Here is a 20800-nt window from a genome sequence, read left to right on the forward strand (position 1 = left end):
CGCTCCTGCCGGATATGCCTCTGTCACTCGATGGCGCTGGCCGCGCCCAATTGGGGGTCGTTGACCACATTGCCGCTAACAGCGGTGATAAGCCGGGCGATCATCTGGAAGGCCAGGATCGCGGCGCCAAGCGTCAGCACGGCCTGGGGGAGCCACAGCGGCGTGAAACTCTCCTGCGAGACATCGCCATAGCCATAGTTGCGCAGCGTGAACTTGAAGAGCCATATCGCCAGGGTAACGGTGACGGCGGAACCGAGCGCGGCGGAAACAATCTCGAGAACCCGGACGAGCCCGGCCCGACCTGAAGAAAGAATGAGTTCAACGCGCAATTGCAGTCCGGCCCGCAGTGTCATGCCGGAGCCCAGCAGAAAGGCCGCGCCCATCAGGTAGGCGCTATACTCCCAGCCAATGCCCGTTCCCGAAGGGACAAAGCTCAGATATCTGCTGAAGAAGGCGAGCAGAATATCCGTCAGCACCAGCAGAGTCAGGCTTGCGATGCAGAGCCCGGCAAGCCATGCGCCGAGGAGTGAAACCAGATCTGCGGTCCTTTGCAGGACCGCAGCAGGTCCACGAAATCCACCGAGGGGGCGGGTGTTTTCGCGAGACGGGGTATCACTCATTTCAGTCTTGCGCGCTTTTCGTTGCGAGGAACTCGTCCGCATAGGGCTTGGCGTCCGGAACCCGTTCGAAGAAGTCGGACTGAACGGACTTGGCCTTGTCGGCGATCTCTGCCTTCAGCTCATCGGAAAGCGGAACCAGGACCATGCCATTGTCTTCCATGATCTTCAGGCTCTTTTCGTCGGATTCGCGCGAGACGTCCCAGAACTTAGGCTCCAGTTCGGCGGCGACTTCAAGGATGGCGGCCTGATCTTCTTCGGAAAGATCGTTCCAGACATCCATGTTGATGGTCACGGCGTTGGAGCCCCAGGTGTGGTTGGTCGGGTAGATGTACTCCAGGAATTCCCAGAAGCGGCCATCCACGCCGGAGGTGGCGGAAGTGGCAACGCCATCGACGCGGCCGGAAGCCAGTGCGGGCAGAAGCTCGCCCCACGGCATGACGACGCCGTCCATGCCGATGCTGCTGATGATGTCGACGGTGTTCTTGTCGGCGCCGCGCACCGGAATGCCATCGAAATCGTCTATGTTTTCGATCTTCTCCTTCAGATAGACATACTGTGCCGGCGACGGCACCATGTAAATCAGCTTCTGGTTATACTGCTCGAACAGCTTCTCGAATTCGGGACGCAGATAGGTGTGGTATTCCTTCAGCTCATCCATCGAGGTGACCAGGAAAGGCACGCCCTCGGCGCCGAACATGGGATTGGAGCCGACCTGTTGGCTGATGTTGATGTCGGCCATGTCGACAAGACCATCGCGGACTGCGGCAAGCTGGTCGGGGCCCTTGAAGCCGAGCGAACCGGCGGCGTTCACGGTGATGGTCACCTCGCCATCGGTGGCCTTTTCGACGGCATCGGCAAAGGTCCGGGCATTGTCGACCATGAAGTTGCCTTCCGGAAGAACGTCGGAGAAGCGGAGATTGGTTTCCGCGGCGGCGATGCTCGCAGAGGCGATCAGCGCGGCGGTAGCGATGCCGGTTGTTTTAAGCAGTTTCATACGTCTGTTCCCTACTTCGTTGCGATCAACCGGCGGCGCAAAGGCATTTCACATACGCGCCGGAAGACCTGAACCCATTTTTTGTACGCAGTTCCGCAGGTTAGAGATGTTGTCCGTGCAGGAAAAACACTGGTTCGCTCTGATGTGATCGTGAAAACCTATGTTTACGTCTGCTTGCGCGCCCAGCTTCGCAGCGCTTAAAATACGATCGACGCCCGGTCCGCCATGCTCGATCGTGCAGCTTGTAGTGGGGCGTTGCACAGGAGGCTACAACAAATCGGCGTTTTCATGTATATCCGCCGCAAAAAACCGTCGTATGTCGTGCCCGTCTCGGTGTCAGTCGTCGCGATACTGCGTCTCAAAGCCAGATAAAACCGCGTATGGCACAAAAGCGCGATTGCAGGGACGAGCGTCATGGATATCCGCAAGCTGAAGTCTTTCGTCAAGATCATCGATATCGGCAGCATCACCCGTGCGTCAGCGATGCTGCATATCGCCCAGCCTGCGCTCAGTCAGCAGATCGCAGCCCTTGAGGCCCATTACGGCCGGCAATTGTTGATCCGCTCCAAACGCGGCGTCGTTCCGACAGAGGCGGGCAAGGTGCTCTATCGCCATGCGCAGCGCATCCTGCGCCAGATCGACGAGGCCGAACTCGATATCGCCAGCGCATCCGAGGAAATCACAGGCGTCGTGCGGGTCGGCCTTGCGCCGCTCGGTCTCGGCGCGCTTCTGGCGGCGCAATTGATCAAGAAGATCCGTGCCGAATATCCGGGCATCGTGCTCTACGTCAACGAGAATGTCGGCGGCGGAACCATGAGCGAGTTGCTGATGACCGGCAAGATGGACGTGGCTCTGATCTTCTATCCCGGTCCCATTCCGAGCCTCGGCTTCGAACGCATACTGACCGAGGAACTGCATTTCGTGACGGTATCGGAGGAATTCGAAGACGGCGCGGATGTTGGCTTCGCCGATGTGGCGCAGCGCGACCTCATCCTGCCAAGCCGGGTCCATACCCTGCGGCAGGTCATCGAGACCAATCTCGGCCGTATGAGCCTTGCCCCGCGCATTATCGCCGAGACGGAGTCGATCTCCGTGCTTTCAAACGCACTTGGCGAAGGGCTCGGAGACACGATCCTACCGCTGTCTGCCTGCAAGGCCGTGCAGCGCCGGCTGCCCGAGGCGAGAAGCTTCCGTATCCGCAATCCCAACATGCGCATCAACATGTCGGTCTGCTGGTCGGCGCAGTTGCCGTTGAGCGAGGCGACGACGGTGGTTCAGGAGAACCTCGTCGCGCTCGCCCGCCAGCATGGCGAACAGCAGGATTAGCTGAGTTTCGCGACCGCATCCGCGATTTTAGCGCAGGCGGCTTCGATGATTTCCATCGACGTCGCAGTCGAGATACGGAAATAAGGCTCAAGCCCGTAGGCGCCGCCATGCACCGAAGCGACGCCTGCCTCTTCCAGGAGATAAAGGCTGAAATCGAGATCGGTCTCGATGGTCTTGCCGGCTGGAGTCTTCTTGCCGATGACGCCGGCGCAGTTCGGATAAAGATAGAAGGCGCCGTCCGGCAACAGGCAGGAAAGTCCGGGGATTGCATTGATCAGCTCATGCGCGCGATCACGGCGCGCACGGTAGACCGTGACGGTTTCCTCGACGCTGTCCTGCGGACCGGTCAGTGCGGCAGCGGCGGCGGCCTGGCTGATGGAGGAGGGGCAGGAAGACATCTGTGACTGCAGCTTGTTGATCGCGTCGATCAGGAATTTCGGCCCGACCGCATAGCCGATCCGCCAGCCTGTCATGGCATATGACTTGGAAACGCCGTTGACGACCAGCGCCTGATCGGCAAGCTCCGGCATCCCGCTCACAATGCTCTGTGCCGGAAAGTCTGCAAACCAGATGCGGTCATAGATTTCGTCGCACATCACCAGCACATCTCGGTGTCGCTTGATGACCTCGCCGAGCGCGCGCAGTTCTTCGGCGGTGTAGGCCGCGCCCGTCGGGTTCGACGGCGAATTCAGGATCACCCAACGAGTGCGCGGGGTGATCGCGGCCTCGAGCGCCTCGGGCGTTAGCTTGAACCGGGAGCTCTCGTCGCAATGGACGATCACCGGCGTGCCGCCATTCGCAACCACCATGTCCGGGTAGGAGACCCAGTAGGGCGCAGGCACGATGACTTCCGTGCCGGCTTCGACCGTCGCCATCATTGCAACGAACAGGATCTGCTTCGCGCCGCCGCCAACACAGATGCGATCAAGATCGCAGTCGATGTCGAGCCTGGTCTTGAAGTCATGCTGGATGGCCTTGCGCAGCGCGATCGTGCCGTTGACCGGCGTATATTTGGTGTCGCCTTCCGCGATTGCCTTGACGCCGGCCGTCTTGATCGCGTGCGGGGTGTCGAAATCCGGTTCGCCCACCGTAAGGTTCAGGATCTCGCGACCTTCGGCCTTGAGGTCGCGCACCTTCTGGGCGGCGGCGGTGCTTGGAGAAACGCGGATCGATGTCACGCGGGTGGCAAGTTTTTCTGCCGACATGAGGTACTCCTCGGTTTGCTATTCTGGCTGAGGCGACGGCGTCCTATTTGTTGCCGGTGAGAATGACGTCGCCGCCGACGCGCTTGCCCGTCCTCAGGCCGCCCGGCACCTGCAGGGTCGGCAGCAGTTCGATCAGGCCGATATTGACGTATTGCGGCGTCTCAATCGCGTATTCGACGGCGTCGGCGATGTCGGAGACCTGCGGCATCTCGAAGCCTTCGAAATACTTCTCGCGGGCTTCCTCGGGGCTGATCTTTTCGACGCGGGCGAAAATATCGGTCTCGACCCGGCCGGGACTGATTTCGGTGACCCGCACGCGCCGTCCGAAGGCATCGACGCGCAGTTGCCGGGAAACAGTGTGCATTGCGGCCTTGGTGGCGTGATAGGCGATGTGACCGCCGAATTCGTAATGGCCGGCCATCGAGGTGATATTGAAGATATGCCCGCGGTCGCGCTCCATCATCTTCGGCAGCAGCAGGCGGGCGAGATGCAGGCCGGCGCGCAGGTTGACGTCGATCTGCTCGTCGATGTCGAAGGCATCCGACTGGAGAATGCTACCCGGCCGCGAGACGCCTGCGCAATTGACCAGCACGTCAATATCGAGTCCGGAGACCACTTTCGTCACCGCCTCGGTGTCTGAAACGTCGAGCACATGCGTGACGATGTTGCCGTTGGTCGCGGCAAGTTCCTCAAGGCTCTTTGCGTTGCGCGCAACGGCGTGGACTTTCAGCCCCTTCTCGGCCAGCCTTTTGGCGATAGCGCGGCCCATGCCGGTAGAAGCGCCCGTGACGAGAGCGGTTTTGTAATCAGAAGCGGGCATCGGTATTCCTTGTGTTCAATATGTCTCAGAATTCGGCATCATCGGCGCGTCATCGGTGCGACCACGCCGCCGGCAGACAGGATTTTCGCCCGCAGCAGGGTTGCCAGTTCGAGCGCGCCGGGCGTATCGGAATGAATGAGGATTGACTGCACCTGCATGTCGATTTCCTCGCCTGTGACGCAGGTGATCTTCTGCTCGCCCAGCACCTGGAAGACACGGGCGAGAACCGCATCCACATCCTTGATGACAGCGCCCTTCTGGTTGCGTGGTGCAAGCTGGCCGTTCGGCAGATAGCCGCGATCGGCGAGAAACAGCCGGACGACCTTGCGTCCGCGCTCCAGCGCCGCCTTTTCCAGCGCGCTTCCGGGCAGAACCAGAAAGGCGATCTCGGGATCGAAGTCACCCGTTGCATCTGCAAGCGCCTCGGCGATCGCCGTATCGGCGCTAGCCAGATTGCCAAGCGCGCCATGGGGATTGAGGTGGGTGATCCGGTGGCCGGCGCGGCGGGCAAAGGCATCAAGCGCGCCAAGCTGGTAGAGGACATGGGCCCGCAATTCGCCTAGCGGCATATCCATCTTGCGGCGACCGAAACCCATCCTGTCGGGGAAAGCCACATGGGCGCCGAGATCGACGCCCTTTTCCTTGGCGAGACGGACGGTGCGGTCCATGATCACCGGATCGCCGGCATGATAGCCGCAGGCAACATTGGCGGAGGTGATCTGGTCCATCAGCGCTGCATCATCAGCGATTTCGTAAGGGCCGAAACCTTCGCCCAGATCCGCGTTGATATCGATCTTCATGGCTGAGCCTCCAGTTCGAACAGAATGTCGCAATAGCCCACCACCGTTCCGGACGCTGGGATGTCGGAGGCGATGACGCCCGATGCTGGCGCTTCGATCGGCGCGCGCACGCAGCCGTCGGCAACGTAGCCGATGATCTGGCCCGCGCGGACGCTCGAACCGAACGAGACTGCGGAAAGCCCGTCATCATCGCCGCACGGCTGAAACAAGCCAAGCGCGAGGCTTCGGACGGAAACACGCGTGGTTGGAGCGGGACCAGTGACCAGCGACGCTTGATGTTCTGCCTCGGGCAGGACGAGTTCCAGAAAGCCATCGACGCCATCGATCCGGAGTTCCCGGATACCGGTCTGACGCATGCCTTCGCTCAGGGTTTCGAGTTCGGTTTCAGAAAACATCGCGGCTCCAGCTTTGAAACAGTCTTCGGCCTGTCGCGACTTGCTGCCGGGTTTCTTCGAGGTAGGCTGCGAAGGCCTCTTCGGCCTCTCTCATTCCGGCAAGGGTCAGCGGTTCGAACCGGATCAGATCACCAAGTCTTGCCTGTGCCACTCGCCAGAGATCGGCGTCGATGACGCAGCCGATCTTGGGGTAGCCGCCCATGGTCGCGGCATCGGCGAGCTGAATGATCGGCTGGCCGGAGGCCGGCACCTGGATGATGCCGGGCGCGATGCCGTGAGAGCGCAACTCACCTTCCGTCCACCGTTCCAGTATCGGACCCTCAAGGCGATAGCCCTGGCGGTTGCTCTGCGGGGTGACCTTGTAGGCCTTGCCATAAAACCCTTCCAGCGCGGTTTCCGTGAATTGCCCGGTTTCCGCCGAGGGGATCACGCGGAGGCGAATTTCGGCTTCGCCATCCTGTCGCAGCGGTGGAAGGTTGACGCTGATGCGGCTCAGCCTGCCCGGCGCAGAGCGGCCCTGCAGGCGATCGCCGGGCTTGAGAACCCGGCCTTCGAAGCCGCCGAAGCCTTCGCGCAACTGGGTGCTGCGCGAGCCCAGCATTTCCGGCACGTCGATGCCGCCGGGAAGCGCGAGATAGACCCGCGCGCCATCGCGCATCGCGCCGAATTCGAGAACCTGCCCGGCAAGCGCCGTCCCGGCAAAGCAGCGGGGCAGTGCGAGGCCGTCGAGCCTGGCGTCGCAGGCAGCGCCGGCAATCGCAAAGCCGGTATCCTCGATGAATTCGAACCGCCCTGGCGTCAGTGGAATTTCGAACGTGGCGTCAGTATCGGCATTGCCGAGAAGCCAGTTGGCGATGCGGTGAGAAAGCGGGTCCATCACGCCCGCCGATCCCAGGCCCTCGGTCCAATGACCGTGTCGACCGAGATCCTGAACGGTGGCAAGGGCCGGGAGTGCAACAACTTCGATCATGCGATCACCTCCACCGGCCTGAACCGGATCTGGTCGCCCGGTACGAGAAGGGCGGCAGGCTCGCGCATCGGGTCGAAGAACACGGTGTCGGCCGTGCCGATCGTGTTCCAGCCGCTCGGCCCGGCCGAGGCCGATACCCCTGTCTGCAGACCGGCGACGGACAGCGAGCCGCCCGGCAGGTTTTGAAGCGGCACCTTGCGCCGCGGCGTTTGAAGGCGCGGATCGAGCCCGCCGAGATAGCAATAGCCCGCATGGCTGCCGACGGCGAACACCGTGTAGCTGGGCGCTGCATGACGGCGCACCAGTTCGTCGATGCCAAGGCCGGTCATCTCGGCAACCTCATGAATATGCGGGCCGCCCGCGCCGCCATAGGTGATGTCGATGTCGAGCACCTTGCCTGTGAGCGTCTTGGTGCGTCCGCTTTGCCACAGCGCATCGAGGCGCATTTCGAGGATGTCGAGGTCGGGCGGCACGTCCTTCAGCCGCAGCGCCAGATTGGTCATGCCCGGTACAGCCTCGGCCACGCATTTCCATGTCGAGACCTCCTCGGCCATCGCCCAGATGCGCTGCTGATGGGGGAGATCAAACGGGCAATCGACCTGATAGATCAGGGCGCGGCTGCCAATCGGAAACAGGCCCTGTTCAGGCATGATCGCCTGCCTTGCCCTTCAAGAGGCGCTCGAGATGGTGGATTGAAACGCCGCCGGCGGCAAAGCCGGGTTCGGCGATCAGATCGCGGTGAAGGGAGAGGTTGGTGCTGATCCCCTCGACCCGCATTTCGGCGACCGCCGCACGGGCGCGCGCAAGCGCTTCGGTCCGGTCCGCGCCATGTGCGATCACCTTGGCGATCATGGAATCGTAATGCGCTGAAACCGCGCCGCCGGAATTCATATGCGTGTCGACCCGGACGCCGGGACCGCCCGGCAGATGCAGCGCGGTAACCCGTCCCGGACTTGGCGCGAAGGTTTCGGGGTCTTCGGCATTGATGCGACACTCGATCGCGTGGCCGGCAGAGACGATATCGTCCTGCACGAAGGGCAAAGGCTTGCCGCAGGCCATCTCGATCTGCAGCGCGACGATATCGAGACCCGTCACCATTTCGGTGACCGGGTGTTCCACCTGAATGCGGGTGTTCATCTCGATGAAATAGAACTGGCCGTCCTCATAGAGAAACTCGAACGTGCCGGCGCCGACATAGCCGATATCGACGCAGGATCGGGCGCAGCGCGCACCAATTTCGGCCACAAGCGCGCGGTCGATCCCGGGTGCCGGGGCTTCTTCGATCAGCTTCTGGTGGCGGCGCTGCATCGAACAGTCGCGATCGCCGAGCCAGACCGCATGGCCATGGGCATCCGCCATGATCTGGATTTCGACATGGCGCGGGCGCTCAAGGAATTTTTCCAGATAAATTTCCGCATTGCCGAAGAAGCGTTCCGCCTCCTGTCGGGTCAGCATGGCAGCCTCGGCAAGCTCTTCCGCCCGCCGCACGACCCGCATGCCGCGCCCGCCACCGCCGCCGGCAGCCTTCAAGATCACCGGGAAGCCGGTTTCTTCGGCGATCGGCCGCATACCGGCTGGATCTGCCGGAAGCGCGCCTTTTGAACCTGGAACGCATGGAACGCCAGCGGCCAGCATGGCGGCCTTAGCCTCGACCTTGTCGCCCATGCGGCGCATGACGTCGGCGCTTGGACCCACCAGCGTCATGCCGGCGCTTTCAACCGCCTCGGCGAATTCCGGCTTTTCCGAAAGAAAGCCGTAGCCGGGATGGATGAGGTCCGCCTTGAGCAGGCGGGCCGCACTGATGATGGCGGCTATATTGAGGTAGCTCTTTGACGCCGCCGCCGGGCCAATGCAGATCGCATCATCGGCAGCCGCGAGATAGGACGCATCACGATCGGCTTCGGAAAAGCCGCAGGCCACCCGCAGTCCCAGCCTTCTGCCGGCCCGGATGATTCTGAGCGCAATCTCGCCGCGATTGGCGACGAACAGCGTTTTCTGTCTGGTCTCAGTCATCTGCGAGCTTCATCAACATCTGGGCGGCATCGACTTGGTCGCCGTCTTCTATAAGGATTTTCGCTATTACCCCGTCTTGTTCGGCAGCGATCGCCGTCATGATCTTCATCGCCTCGATCAGACAGACCGTCTGGCCTTTCGAAACCCGGTCACCGACCGTCACGAAGGGACGCGCGCCCGGCTTGTCGGCGAGGTAGCAGACACCGCCGAGCGGTGCGGAAATGCCTCTGAAAGCGGGCGTTTCATCCGCGATAGCGGGCGTCGGCGCAGGCGGCGGGGACTTACGCGCGGATGGCGAAACAGCGCCGCTGACCATCGATACCTTGTTGCCGTCTTCCTCATAGGAGAAGGCTGCAAGGCCGTTCTTTCGGACCCAGGTCATACGGGCGATCAGGTTTTCCGTCGTGATCGGCATCCAGTTTTCGCGTCCTGATTTGCTTTTGGAACCAGCGTTTCGTCAAAAACTAGCATCGCAAGCCTGCAATGACGTCAGAGCGCTTTGGCATGACGTGGGGCTGCGACATAGGCATTGCCGATTACATCAGATGCACACGGTCTTATCGCCCGGCCCTGGCGCTGCCTATGCTTGCCTGCAACAGGCGGGACATGCCCGTCATCACGATAAAAGGGTGAGGAAATGCCGCACATCAAGACCAAAATCGAACGCGCCAAGCCGGAAGACGTGGCAGCGCTTGCCAAATTCGGCAGCGCGACGATCCACGAGGCGCAGGGACGTCTCGGCGCGCTCAGCTCGCGCATCAAGCCTATCGATCGCAACATGTCGCTCTGCGGTCCGGCGTTCACGGTCGAAAGCTCGCCCCGCGACAACATCATGCTGCAGCTTGCGATTCATTATGCGCTGCCGGGCGATGTGATTGTTGTCTCCGCCGGTGAATACGAGGAAGCCGGCAGTTTCGGCGATGTCCTAGGCAATGCCTGCCTTGCAAAGGGGATTGCCGGTGTCGTTACCGATACGGGCGTGCGCGATACACTTCAGCTTATCGAACTCGGCCTGCCGGTATTCTCGCTCAGCGTCTGCATCAAGGGCACGGTCAAGGAAACGCTTGGCCGCGTCAATGCCGACATCATCGTCGGCGGTGAAGTGATCCGCCCCGGCGACGTCATCTGCGGCGATGCCGATGGCCTTGTCATGGTCAGGAAGGAAGACGCAGCCGAGGTGGCGAAGAAATCCCAGGCCCGCGAAGATGCCGAAGCCGGGTTCATTCAGGCTTACAAGGATGGCCGCACCATCATCGATGTCTGCAATCTGGAAGCCGTGCTGAAGACCAAGGGTCTGACCACCGACCTTTAAGCCTACACTTCAACTCTTGCACGCAGGGAGATTTCGGATGTCGGACATGTTCAGACTGGATGGCAAGATCGCGCTGGTGACAGGCTCGAGCCAGGGGATCGGCAATGCGCTGGCGCAAGGGCTCGCGGACCAGGGCGCCATTCCGGTGATCAACGGTCGCGATGCAGCTAGGACCGAAGCCGCGGTCGAGGCTTTCCGCAAGCAGGGGATCAAGGCCTGGCCTGCGATCTTCGACGTGACGGATCGGGCTTCCGTGGAAGCCGGGATCGCAAAGATCGAGGACGAGATCGGACCGATCGAAATCCTCATCAACAATGCCGGCATTCAGTACCGCACGCCGCTTGAGGATTTTCCCGCCGAGCAGTGGCAGCGTCTTTTCGATACCAATGTGTCGGGGACATTCTACACCGGTCAGGCGGTGGCCCGGCACATGATCGGTCGCGGTCGCGGCAAGATCATCAATATCTGCTCGGTGCAGAGCGAACTCGCCCGGCCCGGCATTGCGCCCTATACCGCTACCAAGGGCGCGGTGCGCAACCTGACGCGCGGCATGTGCACCGACTGGGCGAAATACGGCCTGCAGATCAATGCGATCGCGCCGGGCTATTTCGAAACGCCGCTCAATCAGGCGCTCGTCGATGATCCTGCATTTACCGCCTGGCTTGAAAAGCGCACGCCCGCCGGAAGGTGGGGCAATGTCGAGGAACTGATCGGCGCCGCCGTGTTTCTCGCTTCATCGGCGTCGTCCTTCGTCAACGGCCACACGCTTGCCGTGGATGGCGGCATCACCGTGAGTGTCTGATGGCGGTTCAGGTCGTGGTCATGGGAGTCAGTGGTTGCGGGAAATCGACGCTGGGCCGCCGCCTTGCGCAGGCTTTTCAAACGCGGTTTGTGGAAGGCGACGACCTCCACAGTGTCGACAACGTTGACAGGATGCGCGCCGGCATCCCGCTTCAGGATGAAGATCGCTGGCCGTGGCTGGAGCGCATCGGCGAAGAGCTGGCGTGCGCTGGCAAGCAGGATAGCGGGGTTGTGGTCGCCTGCTCAGCGCTGAAGAAATCCTACCGCGATCTGTTGCGCCGCACGGCGGGGCCGGGGCTCCGCTTCATCCATCTGCGCGGAGAGCGCGCTGCGCTGAAAGCCCGTATGGAGGCCCGGCAAGACCATTACATGCCCGCGACCCTGCTGGACAGCCAGCTCGCGACGCTCGAGCCGACCGATGGCGAGGACGATGTGCTTGCGCTTGATTTCGCCAGTCCTGCCGACCGGTTGCAGGCAAAGGCTGCCGCGTTTCTACGCCAGTCGGCCAATTCCATCATCACCAATGCTTCGCTTCCCGTTCCGGCAGGCTCGGCACGACAATAATTTCCAGCAGGAGCACTTTATGAAAGCCGCCATCATTCATGCCGCAAAGGATTTGCGGATCGAGGAAATTGCCTCGCAACAGGTCGCAGCCGGGCAGGTCGAGGTCCAGATCGGCGTCGGCGGCATCTGTGGGTCCGATCTGCATTATTACAATCACGGCGGTTTCGGCGATGTCCGTTTGCGCGAACCGATGATCCTCGGCCATGAGGTCGCCGGTACGGTGACCGCGCTTGGCGAGGGCGTGAGCGGGTTTGCCATCGGCGACCGTGTTGCGGTGTCGCCGTCGCGGCCGTGCGGTGACTGTGCCTACTGCCAGAAGGGCCTTCAGAACCACTGCGTGAACATGCGCTTTTACGGCAGCGCCATGCCGATGCCGCACATCCAGGGCGCATTCCGGGAGCGTCTGATCGCCGAAGCCTGGCAGTGCCACAAAGTCGCCGCTGGCGTTTCGCTTGGCGAGGCGGCGATGGCGGAGCCTCTGGCCGTGACGCTACATGCCGTCAACCGCGCCGGTTCGCTTTTGGGCAAGCGAGTGCTGATTTCCGGCTGCGGTCCGATCGGCGCGCTCTGCATCGTCGCGGCGCGGGCGCATGGCGCCCGTGAGATCGTCGTGACCGACGTCATGGCAGGAGCCCTCGCATTCGGCGAAGCTGTCGGGGCCGACCGCACCATCAATGTCGCCGACAATGTGGAAGCGCTTGAAGCCTACGGCGCAGGCAAGGGCTATTTCGATGTGATGTTCGAGGCATCCGGCAATGCGCGGGCGCTTGCAAGCGGCCTCAAGGCGCTTGCGCCGCGCGGCATCCTCGTCCAGCTCGGCCTTGGCGGCGATGTCGCCCTGCCGCAGAACCTCGTTGTTTCAAAGGAAATCGAAATTCGCGGCTCGTTCCGGTTTCATGAAGAATACGGACTTGCTGTCGATCTGCTCAACAAGGGCCTTGTCGACGTCAAACCGCTCATCAGCGCCACCTATCCGCTGGCCGATGCCGTCGAGGCATTCGAAAAGGCCGGCAATCGCGCAGAGTCGATGAAGGTACAGTTGAAATTCGAATAGCCGCGGTCGGATCGCGGCTCTGGCGCCGCACAACGATAAAATCAGAGGAAATTCTCGATGTCGAAACCGGATGTACTGCAGCTCGGTCCCTATCCCGAATGGGACATGGAGCGTCTGGACGGCCTTTTCACCATGCACCCCCTGTTTGCGGTTGACGACAAGGCGGCATATCTCGCCGAACACGGCGGGAAGATCCGCGCTATCGCAACCCGCGGGGAGCTTGGCGCCACCCGGGCCCTGATCGAGGCTTTGCCGGCACTTGAAATCATCAGCGTCTACGGCGTTGGCTTCGATGCCGTCGATCTGGATGCGGCGCGCGAGCGCGGGATCCGCGTCACCAATACACCCGATGTGCTGACCGGCGACGTCGCCGATTTTGGCATCGCGATGATGCTCTGCCTGTCGCGCGGCATGATCGGCGCGGAAAAATGGGCGCGTTCCGGCGACTGGGCCGCGCATGGCACATATCCGGCCCAGCGCAGGGTATTCGGCAAGCGAGCAGGGGTGCTGGGTCTCGGCCGCATCGGCTTCGAGGTTGCCCGCCGGCTTTCAGGCTTTGATATGGAGATCGCCTACAGCGATATCGGTCCGAAGGACTATGCGCGCGACTGGCAGTTCGTCGAGAACCCGGAAGAACTTGCCGCCCGCTCGGATTTCCTGTTCGTGACCCTTGCCGCCTCAAAGGCCACGCGCCACACCGTTGGCCGCAGAGTTTTCGAAGCGCTCGGGCCGGAGGGCATGCTGATCAACATATCGCGGGCCTCGAATATCGATGAAGAGGCTCTTCTTTCGGCGCTTGAGAGCGGCAAGCTCGGCGCGGCAGCACTCGACGTGTTCGAAAACGAGCCGGATTTCGATGCGCGGTTTCGCGCATGCAGAAATGTCCTGCTTCAACCCCACCTTGCTTCCGGCACGGTTGAAACTCGAAAGGCCATGGGCAAGCTGATGATCGATAATCTGGAAGCGCATTTCGCCGGCGTCGCCCTGCCGACGCCGGTAATATGAAACCTCGCGGGTGATCAGGATAAGTCCGTGCAGCGCATTCCCGAGCTTCGCACAGGCAGCTATTTCTCGAGCTTCCTCGTGCAGCATAGCCCCGACTTGTGGCTGTTTGGGCATACTCACCGACACCTGAGCGGAAAAGTCGGAAGAACGCCTATCATGAACGTTTCTTTCGGGTATCCGGAAAACGTCAGTGTTGGTGCGGAAGCGGATGTGTTGCTGCCGGGGGCTGATTGATACAGAGAAAGCCGGCCTTTTGGCGCTGGAAGCTTAGTACCGGCTGGGCGGCGCTGCGCGGCATCTATTTTTCAATTCATGGGTAAGGGGCGAAAGCAGCAGGCCCCCGATTGGGTAGGCCGCGATGGCTCCAAGGCATCGCCGTCGGTCGCATATCGAAAAACCGACTTTTGTCGCAAAGTCGGCGTTTCAGTGTCGGACGACAACAACAGTTATTGATTTAAATGGTGGGCCTGGAGGGACTCGAACCCCCAACCAAGCGGTTATGAGCCGCCGGCTCTAACCATTGAGCTACAGGCCCCCTGTCTTTGGCCGAAAGAGACCTGGACGGGCCGCGCTGGCAATGGCTCCTTGCGCGGACCCTCCGACTACTCCAAATTCATGGGCATCGCAAGTTCCCGCCGCATTGGCTTCACAATTGCCGGCCAAGAGGAGGGGATGCCATTTTAAGGAGGGATATCCATGGCCACATTACCCGTTCGTCTCGCCGCCGCGGGCCTGCTTTTCGCGCTCCCGCTTGCCGGCACGGCAGCCCTTGCGGATGGCGCTGCGCCGCCGGCCGTCATCAATGTCTCCGCCGATGGCGATGCCACGCTGGTGCCGGACATGGCCACCGTCTCGCTGTCCGTTGTCAGCCAGGCCGATGACACGGCGACCGCGCTTTCGGACAATTCGGCCGCCATGCAGAAGGTCATCGACGCGCTGAAGCAGAACGGCATCGCCGACAAGGACGTCCAGACCAGCAATTTCTCGGTGAGCCCGCGCTATCAGCAGGTCAAGGCCGATGATGGAACAATGACCAGCGAGATCGTCGGCTATGAGGTGCAGAACGGCCTCAACGTTAGGGTGCGCGATCTCTCGAAGCTCTCCGCCGTGCTCGATCAGGCGGTCAAGCTCGGGGTCAATTCAGGCGGCGGGATTTCGTTTTCCAACAGCGATCCCTCTGCGGCGGAAGACGAGGCCCGGCGCGAGGCCGTGGCCAACGCGCTCGCCAAGGCCGAAACGCTGGCCGAGGCCGCCGGCGTTACGCTCGGCAAGGTTATGTCGATCTCCGAACAGAGTTCGATGCCGCAGCCGATGATGATGCGCGCCGACGTGATGATGGCGAAAGCCGAAGGCGCCCCGCCGATCGCGGCCGGTGAAAACACCTACAACATCACCGTCAACATGACGCTGGCGATCGAGCAGTAAAGCCGGCTTCGGCCCGGTCCGGCGCGTTCTCGCCGGATCCGGGCATGCCGGCGCTTCCGGCGTAGCGTGTCAAAGAAGCCGTCTCTCCTGCCTTGCCGCTCGGGCGGTCGTCCGTCGGCCCCGTTCTATCTGCCACTCGCTGCTGACGGCGCGCTATTTTTCCGCGGCGATCTGATGTCTGTTTCAGGCGGCCTTGCTAGCTCTCGTACGGTCGCGGATATCTGCCAGTATTTTTGTCTTCCGGCTCGCCGCAACGGGTGGAGCGAGACCGGACGCGGGCTTGACCGCGCCAAAATTTTCGCTGGATCGCATAACATTCATACGCGTGCCGTGGTATTTGTAAGCCAGCGTCGGAAAGCGCGAGATCTGAAGGCGATATGCCGCATTGTCATGGTCTTTCCCGCCGCTAGGGTGGAAAGCGTGATTGCGTGTGGCAGTTTGTGGACCACGCCGGAATGGGGATTTCAGAGTGCGGACAGGGTTGGGTAAATGGGTCGCGATCATCGTCCTCGTTGCCGTTGCGGCGGGCGGCTACGCCGCTTGGCGCAATCTCAACGGCGATACGCTTCCTGAGGGAATTGCCAGCGGCAACGGCCGTATCGAGGCGACGGAGATCGATATCTCCGCCAAGTCCGCCGGACGGATCAGCGAGATTTTCGTCAATGAGGGCGATCTCATCCAGGCCGGCGAGAAACTGGTGCAGATGGACACCAGGCAGCTCGAGGCGCAAAAACGCGAGGCCGAGGCCAATCTGCGCAGCGCCCGCACCGGCGTGGACGCGGCCAATGCCACGATAGAACAGGCGAAGGCCGAAAAACGGGCCGCCGAAGCCATCGTCGAACAGCGCAAGGCCCAGCTCAGTTCCGCCGAAGCCACTTTCGCGCGTTTTCAGAGACTGGTGCAGACCAATGTGTCCTCGAGACAGGCGCTCGAGGATGCCGAGGCGGCGGCGTTGCAGGCCAAGGCCGCCATGGCCGCCGGCGAGGCTTCGTCCGCCGCCGCAAGCGCGGCCGTCAGCACCGCCGAAGTTCAGCTTGCGAAGGCGGAGGCGGCAATCGATGCGGCTCAGGCCAGCATAGACTATATCCAGTCGATCATCGATGACAGCACCCTGACCGCGCCGCGTCCCGGCCGCGTGCAGTATCTCGTCGCCCAGCCGGGCGAGATCGTTGCCGCCGGCGGTCGCATTCTCAACATCGTCGATCTGACCGACGTCTATATGAATTTCTTCTTGCCGACCGAACAGGCGGGCCGGACGGCAATCGGCGCCGAGACCCGGCTGGTGCTCGACGCCGCGCCGCAATTCACCATACCGGCCAGCATTTCCTACGTTTCCGATGTCGCCCAGTTCACGCCGAAGACCGTCGAGACCGAAGAGGAGCGCCAGAAGCTGATGTTCCGGGTCAAGGCCCGGATCGACCCGGACCTGTTGCGCGAGCATATCGACCTCGTCAAGACCGGCCTGCCCGGCGTCGCCTATGTGCGCTATGATCCCGATGCCGTCTGGCCCGATGCGCTTGAAGGAAATCTGGCCCGATGAACGCCGCCGGTGAGCAGGACGGCGCCGTCCCGGTCGCCAGCCTTGAAGGTGTCAGCCTGCTTTATCGAAAGACGGCGGCGCTGAAGGATATCTCGCTTGCTATTCCCGCCGGTTGCATGGCAGGCCTGATCGGCCCGGACGGCGTCGGCAAGTCGAGCCTGCTGTCGCTGATTGCCGGCGCGCGCAAGGTGCAGACCGGCACGGTGAGGGTGCTTGGCGGCGATATATCCGATGACGGGCACCGCCGCGCCGTCTGCCCGCGCATCGCCTACATGCCGCAGGGGCTTGGCCGCAATCTCTACGCCACGCTTTCCGTCTACGAGAACATCGATTTCTTCGGCCGGCTGTTCGGCCACGCCCACAGCGAACGCCGCCGGCGCATCGAGTCTTTGCTGAAGAGCACGGGACTGCTGCCTTTTGCGGACAGACCGGCCGGCAAGCTCTCGGGCGGCATGAAGCAGAAGCTCGGGCTTTGCTGCGCGCTCATCCACGACCCCGACCTTCTGGTTCTCGACGAGCCCACGACCGGCGTCGACCCCTTGTCCCGGCGGCAGTTCTGGAGCCTGATCGACAATATCCGCGCCTCGCGCCCCGGCATGAGTGTCATCGTCGCGACCGCCTATATGGAAGAGGCCGCGCGCTTTGACTGGCTTGCGGCGATGAATGACGGCAGCGTTCTTGCCACGGGAAGCCCGGCCGAACTTCTGCATGCGACCGCCACCGACAATCTCGATGAGGCTTTCGTGGCGCTTTTGCCGAAAGCGGCTCGCGGCGATCGCGCGCCGGTGGAAATTACCGCGCGCGAGGGCGACGATGCCGGTGACTATGCCATCGAGGCCGAGCATCTGAGCAAGCGTTTCGGCGATTTCACCGCCGTCGACGATGTCAGCTTCCGCATTCGCCGGGGCGAGATTTTCGGCTTTCTCGGTTCGAATGGCTGCGGCAAGACCACCACCATGAAAATGCTGACCGGGCTTCTTGATGCCAGCGACGGCACGGCGAAGCTGTTCGGCCAGCCGGTCGATCCCGGCAATATCGATGTGCGCCGGCGGGTCGGCTATATGTCGCAGTCCTTTTCGCTCTACACCGAGCTCACCGTGCGGCAGAACCTTTATTTGCATGCCCGGCTTTACAGGTTGCCGGAGCAGACGATCGGCCCGCGCGTTGCCGAAATGATCGCGCGGTTCGATCTCGCCGATGTCGCCGATGGCCTGCCGGACGCGCTGCCGCTCGGCATCCGTCAGCGCCTGTCGCTGGCGGTCGCGATGATCCATGGCCCGGACATCCTGATCCTGGACGAGCCGACATCCGGCGTCGATCCGGTAGCGCGGGACGACTTCTGGCGCATGCTGATCGCGCTTTCGCGCGTCGAGAACGTCACGATCTTCGTCTCCACCCATTTCATGAACGAGGCGGCGCGCTGCGATCGGATCTCGCTGATGCATGCCGGCAAGGTGCTGGCGAGCGACAGCCCGGCCGCCATCATCGCGGCAAGCGGAAAGGCAACGCTCGAGGAGGCCTTCATCAGCCATCTGGAGGCGGTGACGGATAGCGCCGACGAGACGGAAGGTCTGGTGGTCACCGAAAATGCCGAAACGGATGACGCCGATGACAGAGGCGCCGAAAGGGCGCTGAAGCGTCATCTCGATTTTCGCCGGATGATGGCTTACTCCTGGCGTGAGATGCTGGAATTGCGCCGCGATCCGATCCGCGCGACCATGGCGATCATCGGCAGCGTCATTCTGCTGCTGGTGATCGGCTACGGCATCAATCTCGACATCGAAAACCTGAGCTATGCCACGCTCGACCGCGATCAGACCGTGACAAGCCGGGATCTGACGCTCGATATTTCCGGATCGCGTTATTTCGACGAGAAGGCCCCGCTTGTCGATTATGCCGACATGGACAGGCGCATGCGCGATGGGGAAATCAGTTTCGCCATCGAAATTCCGCCGAATTTCGCCGCCGATCTGGCGCGCGGCCGCGATGTCGAGATCGGCGTCTGGCTGGACGGCTCGATGCCGCAGCGCGCATCCTCGGCCAGAGGCTATATTCAGGGCGTCTATGCCACATGGCTTACCCGCAAGATCGAGGAAGTCTACGGGGAAGGCGCGGCTGATCCGGCCTATTCGGTCGCAGCGCGCTATCGCTACAACCCTGATATTCGCAGCCTCGTCGCCATGGCGCCGGCGGTCATTCCGCTGCTCTTGATGCTCATTCCGGCCATTCTCACGACGCTCTCGGTGGTGCGGGAAAAGGAACTGGGCTCGATCGTCAATTTCTATGTCACGCCGACGACGAGGCTCGAATTCCTGGTTGGCAAACAGGTGCCCTATGTCGTGCTTGCCATGTTCAATTTCGCCCTGCTGCTGGTGACTTCCCTGATCGTGTTTCAGGTGCCTTTTACCGGCAGTCTGCTTGCCTTTTCGCTGGCGGCCCTGCTTTTCGTCATCATTTCCACCGGCATGGGCCTTCTGGTGTCGACCTTTACCAGCAGCCAGATCGCGGCCCTTTTCGCCACCGCTCTTCTGACCCTCATTCCGGCGGTCCAGTATTCCGGCCTTATCGATCCGGTCAGTGCGCTTGAGGGCTTCGGCGCCGTGATCGGCAATGTCTATCCGGCCACCTATTTCGTGACGATATCGCGCGGCGCCTTCACCAAGGCGCTCGGCTTCGCCGATCTTCAGGCCGCCTTCGTGCCGCTTCTCATCGCCATTCCGGTTCTGACGATTGCCAGCACGCTGCTGCTCGGCAAGCAGGCGAGGTAGGCCATGCGGTTTTCCAATATCCTCCAGCTCGGCATCAAGGAATTGCGCGGACTTGGCCGCGACACGCTGATGCTCGTTCTGATCGTCTATGCCTTTTCGCTTTCCATCTACATGGAATCCTCCGCCATGCCGGAAACGCTCAACCGCGCGGCCATCGCGGTTGTCGACGAGGATCGCTCGGCGCTGTCGCAGCGCATTATCGATGCCTTCTATCCACCCTATTTCATCGAGCCGGAACTCATTGACACCGCCGAGATGGATGCCAGGCTGGATAGCGGAACATCGACCTTCGTGCTCGATATACCGACGAATTTCGAACGGGACGTGCTGGCCGGGCGGAAGCCTGAACTGCAGCTCAACATCGACGCCACGCGCATGACGCAGGCCTTCACCGGCAATAACGACATCCAGCAGATTATCGACAATACCGTCAGCGAATATCTGAACCATTCTCCGGGCGGCAGCAAAATTCCGGTCTCTCTCGATATCCGCGCCCGCTACAATCCGCAGCTCAGCCAGATGTGGTTCGGCTCGATCATCAACATCATCACCAACATCACAATGCTGTCGATGATCCTGTCCGGCGCGGCGCTGATCCGCGAGCGCGAGCATGGCACGATCGAGCACCTTCTGGTCATGCCGGTCACCGCGCTTGAAATCGTCCTCAGCAAGATCTGGTCGATCGGCCTCGTCGTCCTCGTCGCGTCGGCGCTTTCCCTCGTGATCGTGGTCGAAGGCATTCTCGGCGTGCCGGTCAACGGTTCCATGCCGCTGTTTATTGCCGGCAGCGCGCTGATGCTGTTTGCGATGTGCTCGCTCGGCATTTTCCTGGCAACCGTGGCGGGCTCGATGCCGCAGTTCGGCCTGTTGCTGATGCTGGTGCTGATGCCGTTGCAGATCTTGTCCGGCGGAATGACGCCGCGTGAAAGCATGCCGCAATTCATTCAGGACATCATGCTGCTGGCGCCCAATACCCATTATGTGACGCTGTCGCAGGCCATCCTGTTCCGCGGCGCGGGGTTTGATGTGGTCTGGCCGCAATTCGTCTGGCTGGCGGCGCTCGGACTGGCGCTCTTCGCCATCGCGCTGCGCCGTTTCCGCGGTTTCCTGCAATAACAGCAGTATCCGTTGGCCGTGATTGCAATGCCCTCGCTTGAAATGGCGACGGGGAGGGACGCCATCGATCGC

The 20800-nt window shown here is 61.8% G+C and carries 21 protein-coding genes and 1 tRNA gene; 11 read left to right on the forward strand and 11 right to left on the reverse strand.

The annotated features are described in order from the left end of the window. Nucleotides 1-23: 23 nt before the first annotated feature. Together Mame_RS08650 and Mame_RS08655 are read right to left on the reverse strand one after the other, a co-directional pair. On the reverse strand, nt 24-662 hold the full coding sequence (locus tag Mame_RS08650) for a TRAP transporter small permease (RefSeq protein ID WP_210162301.1): 639 nt from the start codon (nt 660-662) through the stop codon (nt 24-26). Continuing rightward, complete coding sequence (locus Mame_RS08655) at nt 622-1614, reverse strand: TRAP transporter substrate-binding protein (protein WP_018067515.1); 993 nt, start codon at nt 1612-1614, stop codon at nt 622-624. The genes Mame_RS08650 and Mame_RS08655 overlap by 41 nt, the downstream gene beginning before the upstream one ends. 414 nt (nt 1615-2028) lie before the next feature. Between Mame_RS08655 and Mame_RS08660 the strand changes: the two genes are divergently transcribed. Continuing rightward, complete coding sequence (locus Mame_RS08660) at nt 2029-2940, forward strand: LysR substrate-binding domain-containing protein (RefSeq protein ID WP_018067514.1); 912 nt, start codon at nt 2029-2031, stop codon at nt 2938-2940. On the opposite strand, the gene Mame_RS08665 is transcribed toward Mame_RS08660, so the two are convergent. The 8 genes from Mame_RS08665 to Mame_RS08700 are packed head-to-tail and all read right to left on the reverse strand — an operon-like array spanning nt 2937 to nt 9558. Next, entirely contained in the window at nt 2937-4145 is a 1209-nt protein-coding gene (locus Mame_RS08665) for an aspartate transaminase (RefSeq protein WP_018067513.1), read from the reverse strand. The genes Mame_RS08660 and Mame_RS08665 overlap by 4 nt on opposite strands. A gap of 43 nt (nt 4146-4188) precedes the next feature. Then, a complete protein-coding gene (locus Mame_RS08670) occupies nt 4189-4965 on the reverse strand; it encodes an SDR family oxidoreductase (protein ID WP_018067512.1) in 777 nt (258 codons plus the stop codon). A gap of 38 nt (nt 4966-5003) precedes the next feature. Beyond that, a complete protein-coding gene (locus tag Mame_RS08675) occupies nt 5004-5765 on the reverse strand; it encodes a LamB/YcsF family protein (RefSeq protein WP_018067511.1) in 762 nt (253 codons plus the stop codon). Continuing rightward, a complete protein-coding gene (locus tag Mame_RS08680; protein ID WP_018067510.1) occupies nt 5762-6160 on the reverse strand; it encodes a hypothetical protein in 399 nt (132 codons plus the stop codon). Before Mame_RS08680 ends, Mame_RS08675 begins: the two co-directional genes overlap by 4 nt. Continuing rightward, a complete protein-coding gene (locus Mame_RS08685; RefSeq protein ID WP_018067509.1) occupies nt 6150-7130 on the reverse strand; it encodes a 5-oxoprolinase subunit C family protein in 981 nt (326 codons plus the stop codon). Before Mame_RS08685 ends, Mame_RS08680 begins: the two co-directional genes overlap by 11 nt. Further along, nucleotides 7127-7780 carry a 5-oxoprolinase subunit PxpB gene (pxpB, locus tag Mame_RS08690; RefSeq protein WP_018067508.1) on the reverse strand — a complete coding sequence of 218 codons (654 nt, stop codon included), beginning with the start codon at nt 7778-7780 and terminating at the stop codon, nt 7127-7129. The genes Mame_RS08685 and pxpB overlap by 4 nt, the downstream gene beginning before the upstream one ends. Beyond that, nucleotides 7773-9143, reverse strand: coding sequence for an acetyl-CoA carboxylase biotin carboxylase subunit (locus Mame_RS08695; RefSeq protein ID WP_018067507.1), 1371 nt, complete (start codon nt 9141-9143; stop codon nt 7773-7775). The genes pxpB and Mame_RS08695 overlap by 8 nt, the downstream gene beginning before the upstream one ends. Then, nucleotides 9136-9558: an acetyl-CoA carboxylase biotin carboxyl carrier protein gene (locus Mame_RS08700; RefSeq protein ID WP_018067506.1), complete on the reverse strand. Its 423-nt coding sequence runs from the start codon at nt 9556-9558 to the stop codon at nt 9136-9138. Before Mame_RS08700 ends, Mame_RS08695 begins: the two co-directional genes overlap by 8 nt. Nucleotides 9559-9780: 222 nt before the next feature. Between Mame_RS08700 and Mame_RS08705 the strand changes: the two genes are divergently transcribed. The 6 genes from Mame_RS08705 to Mame_RS26650 are packed head-to-tail and all read left to right on the forward strand — an operon-like array spanning nt 9781 to nt 14113. After that, nucleotides 9781-10455: a 4-carboxy-4-hydroxy-2-oxoadipate aldolase/oxaloacetate decarboxylase gene (locus Mame_RS08705; protein WP_018067505.1), complete on the forward strand. Its 675-nt coding sequence runs from the start codon at nt 9781-9783 to the stop codon at nt 10453-10455. Between the two features lie 37 nt (nt 10456-10492). Continuing rightward, entirely contained in the window at nt 10493-11257 is a 765-nt protein-coding gene (locus Mame_RS08710) for an SDR family oxidoreductase (RefSeq protein ID WP_018067504.1), read from the forward strand. Then, the gene (locus Mame_RS08715) at nt 11257-11820 is read left to right on the forward strand and encodes a gluconokinase (protein ID WP_018067503.1); all 564 of its coding nucleotides are present in this window, start codon (nt 11257-11259) and stop codon (nt 11818-11820) included. Before Mame_RS08710 ends, Mame_RS08715 begins: the two co-directional genes overlap by 1 nt. A gap of 19 nt (nt 11821-11839) precedes the next feature. After that, entirely contained in the window at nt 11840-12874 is a 1035-nt protein-coding gene (locus tag Mame_RS08720; RefSeq protein ID WP_018067502.1) for an L-idonate 5-dehydrogenase, read from the forward strand. A gap of 57 nt (nt 12875-12931) precedes the next feature. Beyond that, the gene (locus tag Mame_RS08725; protein ID WP_018067501.1) at nt 12932-13879 is read left to right on the forward strand and encodes a 2-hydroxyacid dehydrogenase; all 948 of its coding nucleotides are present in this window, start codon (nt 12932-12934) and stop codon (nt 13877-13879) included. A gap of 27 nt (nt 13880-13906) precedes the next feature. Then, nucleotides 13907-14113 carry a hypothetical protein gene (locus Mame_RS26650; protein WP_155122061.1) on the forward strand — a complete coding sequence of 69 codons (207 nt, stop codon included), beginning with the start codon at nt 13907-13909 and terminating at the stop codon, nt 14111-14113. A 225-nt stretch (nt 14114-14338) separates the two neighbouring features. Here Mame_RS26650 and Mame_RS08730 read toward each other — a convergent pair. After that, nucleotides 14339-14414, reverse strand: a tRNA-Ile gene (locus Mame_RS08730). 161 nt (nt 14415-14575) lie between these two features. Between Mame_RS08730 and Mame_RS08735 the strand changes: the two genes are divergently transcribed. From Mame_RS08735 to Mame_RS08750, 4 genes are all read left to right on the forward strand, one after another. Beyond that, on the forward strand, nt 14576-15304 hold the full coding sequence (locus Mame_RS08735; protein WP_018067500.1) for an SIMPL domain-containing protein: 729 nt from the start codon (nt 14576-14578) through the stop codon (nt 15302-15304). Between the two features lie 481 nt (nt 15305-15785). Next, nucleotides 15786-16844, forward strand: a complete 1059-nt coding sequence (locus tag Mame_RS08740; protein WP_018067499.1) for an HlyD family secretion protein — start codon at nt 15786-15788, stop codon at nt 16842-16844. Beyond that, complete coding sequence (gene rbbA, locus Mame_RS08745) at nt 16841-19612, forward strand: ribosome-associated ATPase/putative transporter RbbA (protein ID WP_018067498.1); 2772 nt, start codon at nt 16841-16843, stop codon at nt 19610-19612. The genes Mame_RS08740 and rbbA overlap by 4 nt, the downstream gene beginning before the upstream one ends. A 3-nt stretch (nt 19613-19615) precedes the next feature. After that, nucleotides 19616-20728: an ABC transporter permease gene (locus tag Mame_RS08750; RefSeq protein ID WP_018067497.1), complete on the forward strand. Its 1113-nt coding sequence runs from the start codon at nt 19616-19618 to the stop codon at nt 20726-20728. Nucleotides 20729-20800: the final 72 nt, after the last annotated feature.

Source organism: Martelella mediterranea DSM 17316, assembly GCF_002043005.1.
Lineage (GTDB): Bacteria > Pseudomonadota > Alphaproteobacteria > Rhizobiales > Rhizobiaceae > Martelella > Martelella mediterranea.

What these genes read in the sequence shown, in the direction of transcription:
- Mame_RS08650 (WP_210162301.1), bottom strand. Translation starts at nt 662, where the DNA reads ATGCGGACGAGTTCCTCGCAACGAAAAGCGCGCAAGACTGAAATGAGT.
- Mame_RS08655 (WP_018067515.1), bottom strand. Translation starts at nt 1,614, where the DNA reads ATGAAACTGCTTAAAACAACCGGCATCGCTACCGCCGCGCTGATCGCC.
- Mame_RS08660 (WP_018067514.1), top strand. Translation starts at nt 2,029, where the DNA reads ATGGATATCCGCAAGCTGAAGTCTTTCGTCAAGATCATCGATATCGGC.
- Mame_RS08665 (WP_018067513.1), bottom strand. Translation starts at nt 4,145, where the DNA reads ATGTCGGCAGAAAAACTTGCCACCCGCGTGACATCGATCCGCGTTTCT.
- Mame_RS08670 (WP_018067512.1), bottom strand. Translation starts at nt 4,965, where the DNA reads ATGCCCGCTTCTGATTACAAAACCGCTCTCGTCACGGGCGCTTCTACC.
- Mame_RS08675 (WP_018067511.1), bottom strand. Translation starts at nt 5,765, where the DNA reads ATGAAGATCGATATCAACGCGGATCTGGGCGAAGGTTTCGGCCCTTAC.
- Mame_RS08680 (WP_018067510.1), bottom strand. Translation starts at nt 6,160, where the DNA reads ATGTTTTCTGAAACCGAACTCGAAACCCTGAGCGAAGGCATGCGTCAG.
- Mame_RS08685 (WP_018067509.1), bottom strand. Translation starts at nt 7,130, where the DNA reads ATGATCGAAGTTGTTGCACTCCCGGCCCTTGCCACCGTTCAGGATCTC.
- pxpB (WP_018067508.1), bottom strand. Translation starts at nt 7,780, where the DNA reads ATGCCTGAACAGGGCCTGTTTCCGATTGGCAGCCGCGCCCTGATCTAT.
- Mame_RS08695 (WP_018067507.1), bottom strand. Translation starts at nt 9,143, where the DNA reads ATGACTGAGACCAGACAGAAAACGCTGTTCGTCGCCAATCGCGGCGAG.
- Mame_RS08700 (WP_018067506.1), bottom strand. Translation starts at nt 9,558, where the DNA reads ATGCCGATCACGACGGAAAACCTGATCGCCCGTATGACCTGGGTCCGA.
- Mame_RS08705 (WP_018067505.1), top strand. Translation starts at nt 9,781, where the DNA reads ATGCCGCACATCAAGACCAAAATCGAACGCGCCAAGCCGGAAGACGTG.
- Mame_RS08710 (WP_018067504.1), top strand. Translation starts at nt 10,493, where the DNA reads ATGTCGGACATGTTCAGACTGGATGGCAAGATCGCGCTGGTGACAGGC.
- Mame_RS08715 (WP_018067503.1), top strand. Translation starts at nt 11,257, where the DNA reads ATGGCGGTTCAGGTCGTGGTCATGGGAGTCAGTGGTTGCGGGAAATCG.
- Mame_RS08720 (WP_018067502.1), top strand. Translation starts at nt 11,840, where the DNA reads ATGAAAGCCGCCATCATTCATGCCGCAAAGGATTTGCGGATCGAGGAA.
- Mame_RS08725 (WP_018067501.1), top strand. Translation starts at nt 12,932, where the DNA reads ATGTCGAAACCGGATGTACTGCAGCTCGGTCCCTATCCCGAATGGGAC.
- Mame_RS08735 (WP_018067500.1), top strand. Translation starts at nt 14,576, where the DNA reads ATGGCCACATTACCCGTTCGTCTCGCCGCCGCGGGCCTGCTTTTCGCG.
- rbbA (WP_018067498.1), top strand. Translation starts at nt 16,841, where the DNA reads ATGAACGCCGCCGGTGAGCAGGACGGCGCCGTCCCGGTCGCCAGCCTT.
- Mame_RS08750 (WP_018067497.1), top strand. Translation starts at nt 19,616, where the DNA reads ATGCGGTTTTCCAATATCCTCCAGCTCGGCATCAAGGAATTGCGCGGA.